This window comes from Terribacillus saccharophilus (assembly GCF_002272075.1).
In the GTDB taxonomy this organism is placed as follows: domain Bacteria; phylum Bacillota; class Bacilli; order Bacillales; family Amphibacillaceae; genus Terribacillus; species Terribacillus saccharophilus_A.
This window is the reverse complement of sequence record NZ_NPBJ01000029.1, coordinates 192,538-200,943: the sequence shown is the minus strand read 5'-3', so window position 1 is coordinate 200,943 and position 8,406 is coordinate 192,538. Positions and strand designations below refer to the sequence as shown.

Sequence of the window (8,406 nt, the reverse complement as noted above, 5' to 3'; positions counted from 1 at the left end):
CCCAGCCTCTTTTTAACTTCGGAAGGAATACCAGTCAGAGACATCCTCTATATCATGTTCCTCCAGATGCTTCACCTTGAATCTGCTTCCCTTTGCCCCGCCCGATGCAACAGCAATCTTCAATGTACCAAGCTGTTTCTTCGATTGATAGTAATGCTGCGATCCATAGAAAGCCTGCACCTTTTTACGATTCACATGGACAGTAACACGTGTCAGCTCCCGGTAACGCATCGTAAGCATATCTGTCGTCCAGGATACACCAGCATCCCGATGACTTAAGATACTGAATATAATAGTCAGTAAAACGAGCGGAATAGCAAATAGCCCGTACCCGCCAAATGAGTATATAAGTATTCCGGTAACTAGGACCATGATAATGGATGGCAGAAATAGATATCGAAGCAACGCCCGCTTCGGCGGTTTCCTAAAGCTCGGCTCCACTACAAATTCAGGCAACAGCTCATCCAGGAAGGCGCTGAGCTCAGATTTTTTCAGCAGTGGGAAAAGGACAGTAGAAAAGCTATGTTTGTCAGCATCAGTTGCTCCACCTGCAATTTCTGCGCTCACTGCAAGCAAACCGAACGGCTGGCGAAAAATATTTTCTTCTATCTTCAGTGCTTGGATTCGGTGCAGTGGTATGGTCATTTCCCTTTTTTCAAGCAGCCCCCTTCGTATGAAGAGCTCATTTCCTTGTTTGGTAATTTCAAAAAAGCAATATTTTAATATGGTTCCGACCATCGCTACCATCCACGTCAAAGCTAAACTGCCAATGACAAAAAAGATAGATAGAAGTAAGCTCTGCTCCGATAGCCAATCATAAGCAAAAGAATAGATATTAATGTTGACTACCTCATCCGCTTGCTGCGTAATTGCAAAAAGAAATCCAAAAATGACCCCCGTACCACCTGAAGTAGCAGCTGCAACTAGCAAACGGCGGAAACTTAGCCGGTAGCTGGCCCATTCTTCTCGAATCTGCACGTTCTCCTTATCTTCCTGTAAAACAATATTCTCTTTTCTTTTTACGAACTGTTGTATATCCGCAGCGTCCGGCTTGGAAAGGGCCGGAATCATCCCTTCAGCCTCTTTTCCGCCGCCTGCTGTCTGCACTTCCAGTTTGACCAGACCAAAAAGTCTGTGAAGAATATTTGCACTTGTATTCACAGAATGGATACGATGTCTGGATATATAACGCTTTTTCCGAACAAAAATGCCGGATTCGATTCGAAGTTCATCTTCTTCCATCCGATATGTAAACCGGTACCAATATAAAAATCCAAACAGACCACTCAACAGCAATATAACTCCAACAAGTGCAAACGGACTCCACCAAAATAATTTAGTCATATCCCTTAGTAAAGCTATAAAAGCAATAGCAAGTGGCACGATGGCGTCTTTAATGAGCTTCAGCATCCGGAGGACAATACTGATTGGATGCATCCTTTTCGGTTCAGACATCTTCTTCCTCCACACGAGCAAGTATTCCAATTCGGTCACGCAGCTCCAATGCTTCCTCCAAAGCCAGAGCTGGTATATTATGCGTCGTTGCAGCTGTTGATACAGAGACGGTAGCCAAACCGAATTTCTTCAGCACTGGTCCTTGCTCGGTATCGACATGCTGCACCCGGATCATCGGTACAATCGTCTGCTTGACAATGAAAATACCGCTTTGTATGTATATTTCCTGCTCAAACACTTCATAACGCCACCTTCTCCATCGCAGCGCCGGAAGTAGCCAGATAAAGAAGATTAAGCTAGCGATGATGATAGCCCAAGCAATATAAATGATAAAATCCGGAATGGACCAGGTGCTCCAGAAATACGTTAGAACCCCTGCCGCAATGACCGGCAGCAGCAGATACAGGCTGGCATTAATGCGCCAGACCTTCTTTGCATTAACAGCAATTCTGTTACGTGGCTGTGACTTCATGTTCTCCCCCCTCTTCCATTTTTACCATACGTTTCGACTAGTGATTTGTTTCGTTTTTGAATAAAAAAAGAGACTTGGAAATATTCCTCCAAGACTCTTGCCATAAAAAAAGACACCCTTTCAGGTGTCTTTTTTTATTAGTTATCGTTGTTGCGTTTGCCACGGTAGCCGCCGCCACCGCTGCCATTACGTTTGCCTTGTCCTTGGTAGTTACGGCCACGCGAGTTGCTGTTACGGCCATAGCCGCCGCCACGTCGGTCACCATTACCGCCACGGGAACCGCCGCCACGATATTTCTTTTTGTCCTTGAAGTTGCCTTTTACGCTGATTGGAGCAATGGATGTAATACGAACCGGTGTATTACGACGCTCTTTTGTCAGCATTTTCAAAGCAGCTGCAACAACTGTTTCAGCACCGAACTGATTGATAAGTTCGTTTGCTTTTTCGTTGTATGCATTTAGATCTTTGTTTTCGATCGTACGAAGCATTTTATCGATAGCGATCTGCTGCTGTCCTTGTGCTGCTTCGTCATTTGTCGGAGCATCTTTACGTGCAATCTTGCTCTTCGTCGTTTTTTCGATCAAGTGCAGGTGAGAAACCTCTCTTGGCGTGATAAAGGAGACAGCTTGTCCTGCTTTACCAGCACGTCCTGTACGACCGATACGGTGTACATAGCTTTCCGGATCCTGCGGGATATCGAAGTTATATACATGCGTAACGTTAGAGATATCAAGACCACGTGCAGCAACGTCAGTCGCTACCAAAATTTCTACACGGCCATTTTTAAATTTGTTCAACACGGACATACGCTTGCCTTGTGTAAGATCGCCATGAATACCTTCTGCGCGGAAACCGCGAGCCTGCAAGCCTTCTGTCACTTCATCAACACGTTTTTTCGTTCTGCCGAATATAATTGCCAATGTTGGCTCATCGATATCAAGCAAGTTAGAAAGTGTATCGAATTTCTGTCTTTCTTGAACTTCGATGTAAGTCTGATCGATATTCGTTACAGTCATTTCTTTTGCTTTTACTTTAACTTCTGTAGGGTCTTTCATCAATCTTGTACCAATATCACGGATTTCTTTCGGCATTGTCGCACTGAATAGCAATGTCTGACGCTCTTCAGGGATAGATGAAAGAATTTCGCGGATATCGTCGATGAAGCCCATGTTAAGCATTTCGTCTGCTTCATCCAATACAGCAGTGTGAACATTGCTGATATTGATTGTTTTACGGCGGATATGGTCAAGCAGGCGACCAGGAGTCGCTACGACGATATGCGGGCCTTCTTTTAATGAACGAATCTGACGGTCCATATGCTGACCGCCGTATACTGGAAGTGTACGGATTCCTTTGAATTGACCAAGACGGTGAAGCTCTTCTCCTACCTGGATAGCAAGCTCACGAGTCGGTGCAATAACCAAACCTTGGATTTGGCGTTTAGAACGATCGATTTTGCTGATCATAGGGATACCGAAGGCAGCAGTTTTACCAGTACCAGTCTGTGCTTGACCTAGTACGTCTTTGCCTTCTAGGGCGAATGGAATCGTTTCAGCTTGAATTGGTGTAGCTTCTTCAAACCCCATTTTATCTAATGCTTTTAAAATTGGTTCCGAAATACCTAATGAACTAAATGTTGTCAATTTCTTATTACTCCTTTATATAAAAAAAGTCTCACTGATGAAGCACGGCAGTTATACACAATAAAAAAGCCTTCCTCCACGCTTGGGAAGAGGCCTTAAGCAAGCATTCATTGGATTTAATAATAGTAACACACTATTTGTCCGAATTCTACCTATATCTATGATTACACGTAGATATACGTGCTTTATTTATCATTAAAGCCCTTCCAAATGTGTAACAGTATCTTTTGGAAATCGTTATATTGTTTTCAAGCAACAATCATACCGGCTTTCACAGCTTTGGTTCTATTTTCTCCCTCAGAGTGGATCTTAAACCCTCGCCGGAAAAAATTAAGCCTCCAGCAAGAATTCCTCAACTTGCGTACAAATTTGATCTATATCCGGACCAAGGCATAAAAGATGCCTCGATTCATCAAAGAGAACCATCTTCTGCTTCTGAGAGCCAAGATGTTTATGCAAATAGTTGACCGTACGGTACGGCACCATGCTGTCTTGTATGCCCTGAACGATAAATACCGGACAAGAAACGGCAGGCAATGCTTTTTTTGTATAGTCTATACATTTTTTAAATTCCCAAAAGGCGCGGAACGGAATTCTTCCTTTTTTATCTTCCCGCAGTTTGCTCAAATCATCCAAAATATCGCCGCTCAATTGCTTTTTCATGTTTTGCCAAGCCTCAATCGTCAGCAGTTTCCAGTTCAAATATTTACCCGATGCCGATAACAGCACAAGCTTGTCAGCACCATATTTTGCCGCTAGATGAGAGGCGATCATTCCTCCCATTGAAAATCCTATTACATAGACCTGGGAACATTCTTTTTCAAGCCGCTCATATGCTTCCTCACAGGCCTTTATCCATTCCCTGTGCCCGACTCCGCGAAGAGACAGCTCATCTGCCTTTCCATGACCAGGCAAAGCGACCATTTCCACTTTCCATTCAGTATGATTCATTAAATGCTCAGTTAAGGGCTCCACCTCGTACGTACCACCGGTGAAGCCGTGGATACACAGTATTCCAGTCATTCGATCATCTTCGCTTTCTTTAGTGTTTATCTCAGTATCTTCAAAAAAGAACCGAGTGATTTGACGATGGGAGAAACCTGCTGGACCGTCGATGCCATCTGCCCAACAGTCGACATCATCTTATTGATATCCATTTGCCCATTCTTATCCTGAAAATAAGTTGCCAGCCCTTTTGTCAGCTGCGCTTGCTGCTTTGGCTGCTGAATATTTGTCGGTTGGGCATACGAATGCCAATACGGTGCAAGAGGCGGCTTTTTGAAATACTCATACGGCGTCACCTGCTGCGGCGGCTGCGCTTGCTGTGCTTGCTGCCACCCTCCCCACTGACTGAAGTACTCGGGAGGATATGGATTATAGGTATAAGGCTCAGTCTGTCTGTTAGTATCACCAACATTTTCATTAGCTTGCATCCATGTATGATCATACATTTTATCATGATATTGCTCTGTATATTGCTCTGTAGGCTCAGTTTGAAACACAGGCTCATAATAATAACGCTGTCGGCCATCGCTCATCTGTTGTTGCTGCACATGGGAGCGTGGCTCTGTCGTATTATAATAATACATCTCCACACACCTTTCCTATTTCTACTTTATCGTATGTTAGGCGAAGGAAGGGCGTTATTCTTAACTATAAAAAGAAAGCAAAAACCACCGCAGATGATTTTTGCTCAATAGCTGAAATTTGTCCGTGAGGAATACATACTGTTAATTAACCCAAGCATCTGCTGAAGCTTGTTTTTTTGGAATCCGTGCACCTTTTCTCCATCGATTAGGACAAGCGGAGTGCTGTATATGAAATGTGCTTGCATTTCCTTCAATACAGCAGGTGCATTAGTGATATTTTTGACACTGTAAGAAATGTCCCACTTATCAAGCTGATTCATCACTTGCTCACATTGTTTGCAGTTATCACTGATGTATACTTCCACATTGCGATGTCTCATCTGCATTCTCCTTTTGTATCTTATCAATGTTGTTCTACCAAAATTTACCCCTTTTTCTAGTACTTAAAACCTATTTTCAATGAAATTCACGTTTCTTTTTATGCAACCATTTACATTACAAAAATGCAGTTTGAGTTCTTCCATACGTGGTATCAATAGCATATACACGAAACGAAAAGGAGCTGTCAAAACATGCCAAAAGATCCAAGAACACAATACTACCATGATACGTATCCGAAACAATATCAGGATCCGCCCGGTTTGCAAAAGGAAATGAATCCATTGCCTGATTGCGGAGAAGATAGCTATAAAGGATCCGGAAAACTGACAGGACGAAAAGCGCTTGTTACAGGAGGGGACTCCGGTATCGGCCGTGCAGCTGCTATTGCTTATGCAAGAGAAGGTGCCGATGTAGCTATTAACTACCTTCCAGACGAGCAGCTTGATGCAGAAGAAGTGAAGGAACTAATTGAGGCGGAAGGAAGAAAGGCCGTACTTATTCCTGGTGACCTTCGAAACGAAAGATTCAACTATAAGCTTGTAGAGGAAGCAGTTGAGCAATTAGGCGGTCTTGATATCCTCGCACTTGTCGCTGGTAAGCAGCAAGCCGTTGAGGACATTGCAGACTTGACTACCGAACAACTGAAAGCGACATTCGAAACGAATGTATATCCGCTTTATTGGCTGACAAAAGCCGCTCTACCACATCTGCCAGCAGGGTCTTCTATTATTACTACAACATCTGTGGAAGGATTTAACCCTTCTCCGATGCTATTGGATTATGCAGCTACGAAAAGCACAATCATCGGGTTCACAAAGGGCCTTGCGAAGCAGATTGCCGATAAAGGTATCCGCGTAAACTCTGTAGCACCAGGTCCAATTTGGACACCTTTGCAAATTTCCGGAGGTCAGCCTCAGGAAAACATTCCTGAATTTGGCTCCAACACACCACCAACTCCTGCAGGACGCGCAGGTCAGCCAGTTGAGCTTTCCAGCGTGTATGTGTTCCTTGCATCCGAGGAATCCAGCTATGTAAGCGCGCAAGTATACAGCATCACTGGCGGAATTCCGACAGCATAAAGAAAAGCTGCGAGCAAATGCTCGCAGCTTTTTATTATTTAACTACCTTCCAATGGTCCTTTGTCTCTTCATAATTACCCGGATAACGATGCAGCACCCCGTTCTCCAAGTAAGCAGTCTGATCAAAACATGAATTCAGCAGATGTCGATCATGGCTGATACCAAGTACTGTTCCATCGAAACGACCTAGAGCTTCCTCCAGTACTTCCCTTGACTCCAAGTCGAGATGGTTCGTCGGTTCATCCAAGATAAGCAAATTGATTCCTTGATGCATGAAAATGGCTAGTTTCAGCCTCATTCTTTCTCCCCCGCTTAGGCGGCCGATTGGCTGAAAGACTGCGTAGCCATAGAACATGAATGCTGCCAGCAAATGCCTTGCTTCTGCTTCAGTCACAGAGATCACTGTTCGAAAATAATCAATCATTCGCATAGCTGGATCAGCATCCTCCAATGCATGCTGTGGCAGGTAGCCCACCTGTACTGCACTCCCGACTTTAACAATTCCGCTGTCAGCATTTAAACTGCCAAGGACTATCTTGATTAGTGTTGACTTGCCGCTGCCGTTATCGCCTACAATTGCTACTCTTTCCTTGTAGCGCACATGCAGCATAATATCCCGCAGTACTTCCTTATCACCAAAACACTTGCTGATTGATTCCAAGCGGATGACATCTTCACCGCTGCGTTCATCTGCAGAAAGCCTGAGCTTCATTTTAGCTGGATCAATATTCGGTCTGGATAGCTTCTCCATTCGTTCCAATGCTCGTTCCATATTACGCGCACGCTTATGCAATCCTTCATTCGGCGGGTTCGCCTGATTTGCCCATAATCTCAATCGTTTGATGGTCTCTTTCATTTTTTTGATTTTCTTCTGCTGTTCTTTATATGCTTCGAATTCCTGTAAGAGCTTCGCTTCCTTTTGCTTCAGATAAGAGGTGAAATTTCCCGTATAAACCGTCACCTCTCCATCCTCCAGATCAGCAATGCGCGATACAGTTGCATCCAGGAAATATTGATCATGCGAAATAATACATATTGCTCCCCCATAATTGGCCAGAAAGTTTTCCAGCCATTCAATGGCTGATAAATCAAGGTGGTTTGTCGGCTCATCCAACAGCAGCAGATCTGGCTGCTGCAGGAGAACATACGCCAAGCCGACCTTTGTTTTCTCCCCTCCACTCAGTTTTGTGAAAGGTTCCTCCAGCAACTGTGTAATATGCAAACCGTTTGCTGTACGCGCAATTTGTGCATCCATTTCATAGCCGCCTGCTTCTGCAAATGCAGTTTGCACCTCTCCATAAGTAGCCAATGCTTTTTCCATTTTTTCCGGATCCAACATTTGCTCCTCTAATTTCCGCATTCTTTCCTGCAAACCAGCTAGATCCTCGAATGCACCCATCAAGTACTGCTTAACAGTGCCTGCATGCCCGACTGGAATCTGCTCCAAATAACCTATTTTCGCTTGCTTTCGTATAAATATTTGCCCATCGTCACAAATCTCCGTTCCTGTGATCAATTTAAAGATTGTTGATTTTCCACTGCCATTTCGACCGACTAGACCTAGCTTTTCTCCTGGTTTCAACTCCAAGTTCAGCTTTTCAAATAATATATTACCGCCCATGATTTTCTTGACGTCCTTCAATGTTATTAACACGTTATCCGCTCCTTTTTCTATAAAAAAAGTCAGACAGGAAGACTGTCTGACTCTGACAAATGGGAAATAAGGGTACAAAAAAACCACACGCAGGGTGTGGTTCTCCGAAACGCCTTTTCTTTTTAATCGTGTC

8 protein-coding genes are annotated in these 8,406 nt (G+C 44.0%); 1 reads left to right on the top strand and 7 read right to left on the bottom strand.

Going from position 1 to position 8,406, the window contains the following annotated elements; genetic code table 11:
• Nucleotides 1-12: 12 nt before the first annotated feature.
• The 6 genes from CHH48_RS15865 to CHH48_RS15840 form a co-directional block, all read right to left on the bottom strand.
• On the bottom strand, nucleotides 13-1,455 hold the full coding sequence (locus CHH48_RS15865; protein ID WP_095220131.1) for a PH domain-containing protein: 1,443 nt from the start codon (nucleotides 1,453-1,455) through the stop codon (nucleotides 13-15).
• The gene (locus CHH48_RS15860; protein ID WP_095220130.1) at nucleotides 1,448-1,927 is read right to left on the bottom strand and encodes a PH domain-containing protein; all 480 of its coding nucleotides are present in this window, start codon (nucleotides 1,925-1,927) and stop codon (nucleotides 1,448-1,450) included. The genes CHH48_RS15865 and CHH48_RS15860 overlap by 8 nt, the downstream gene beginning before the upstream one ends.
• Nucleotides 1,928-2,064: 137 nt before the next feature.
• Complete coding sequence (locus CHH48_RS15855) at nucleotides 2,065-3,570, bottom strand: DEAD/DEAH box helicase (protein ID WP_095220129.1); 1,506 nt, start codon at nucleotides 3,568-3,570, stop codon at nucleotides 2,065-2,067.
• A 330-nt stretch (nucleotides 3,571-3,900) separates the two neighbouring features.
• Nucleotides 3,901-4,593, bottom strand: a complete 693-nt coding sequence (locus CHH48_RS15850) for an alpha/beta hydrolase (RefSeq protein ID WP_095220128.1) — start codon at nucleotides 4,591-4,593, stop codon at nucleotides 3,901-3,903.
• A 26-nt stretch (nucleotides 4,594-4,619) separates the two neighbouring features.
• Nucleotides 4,620-5,159, bottom strand: coding sequence for a YppG family protein (locus tag CHH48_RS15845; protein WP_095220127.1), 540 nt, complete (start codon nucleotides 5,157-5,159; stop codon nucleotides 4,620-4,622).
• A 104-nt stretch (nucleotides 5,160-5,263) separates the two neighbouring features.
• Nucleotides 5,264-5,539 (bottom strand): glutaredoxin family protein, encoded by a 276-nt coding sequence (locus tag CHH48_RS15840; protein ID WP_176466474.1) that lies wholly within the window; start codon nucleotides 5,537-5,539, stop codon nucleotides 5,264-5,266.
• Nucleotides 5,540-5,731: 192 nt separating this feature from the next.
• On the opposite strand from CHH48_RS15840, the gene CHH48_RS15835 reads away from it, so the two are divergent.
• Complete coding sequence (locus CHH48_RS15835; RefSeq protein WP_095220125.1) at nucleotides 5,732-6,619, top strand: SDR family oxidoreductase; 888 nt, start codon at nucleotides 5,732-5,734, stop codon at nucleotides 6,617-6,619.
• 34 nt (nucleotides 6,620-6,653) lie between these two features.
• Here CHH48_RS15835 and abc-f read toward each other — a convergent pair whose 3' ends face one another.
• Nucleotides 6,654-8,273: a ribosomal protection-like ABC-F family protein gene (gene abc-f / locus CHH48_RS15830; protein ID WP_176466473.1), complete on the bottom strand. Its 1,620-nt coding sequence runs from the start codon at nucleotides 8,271-8,273 to the stop codon at nucleotides 6,654-6,656.
• Nucleotides 8,274-8,406: the final 133 nt, after the last annotated feature.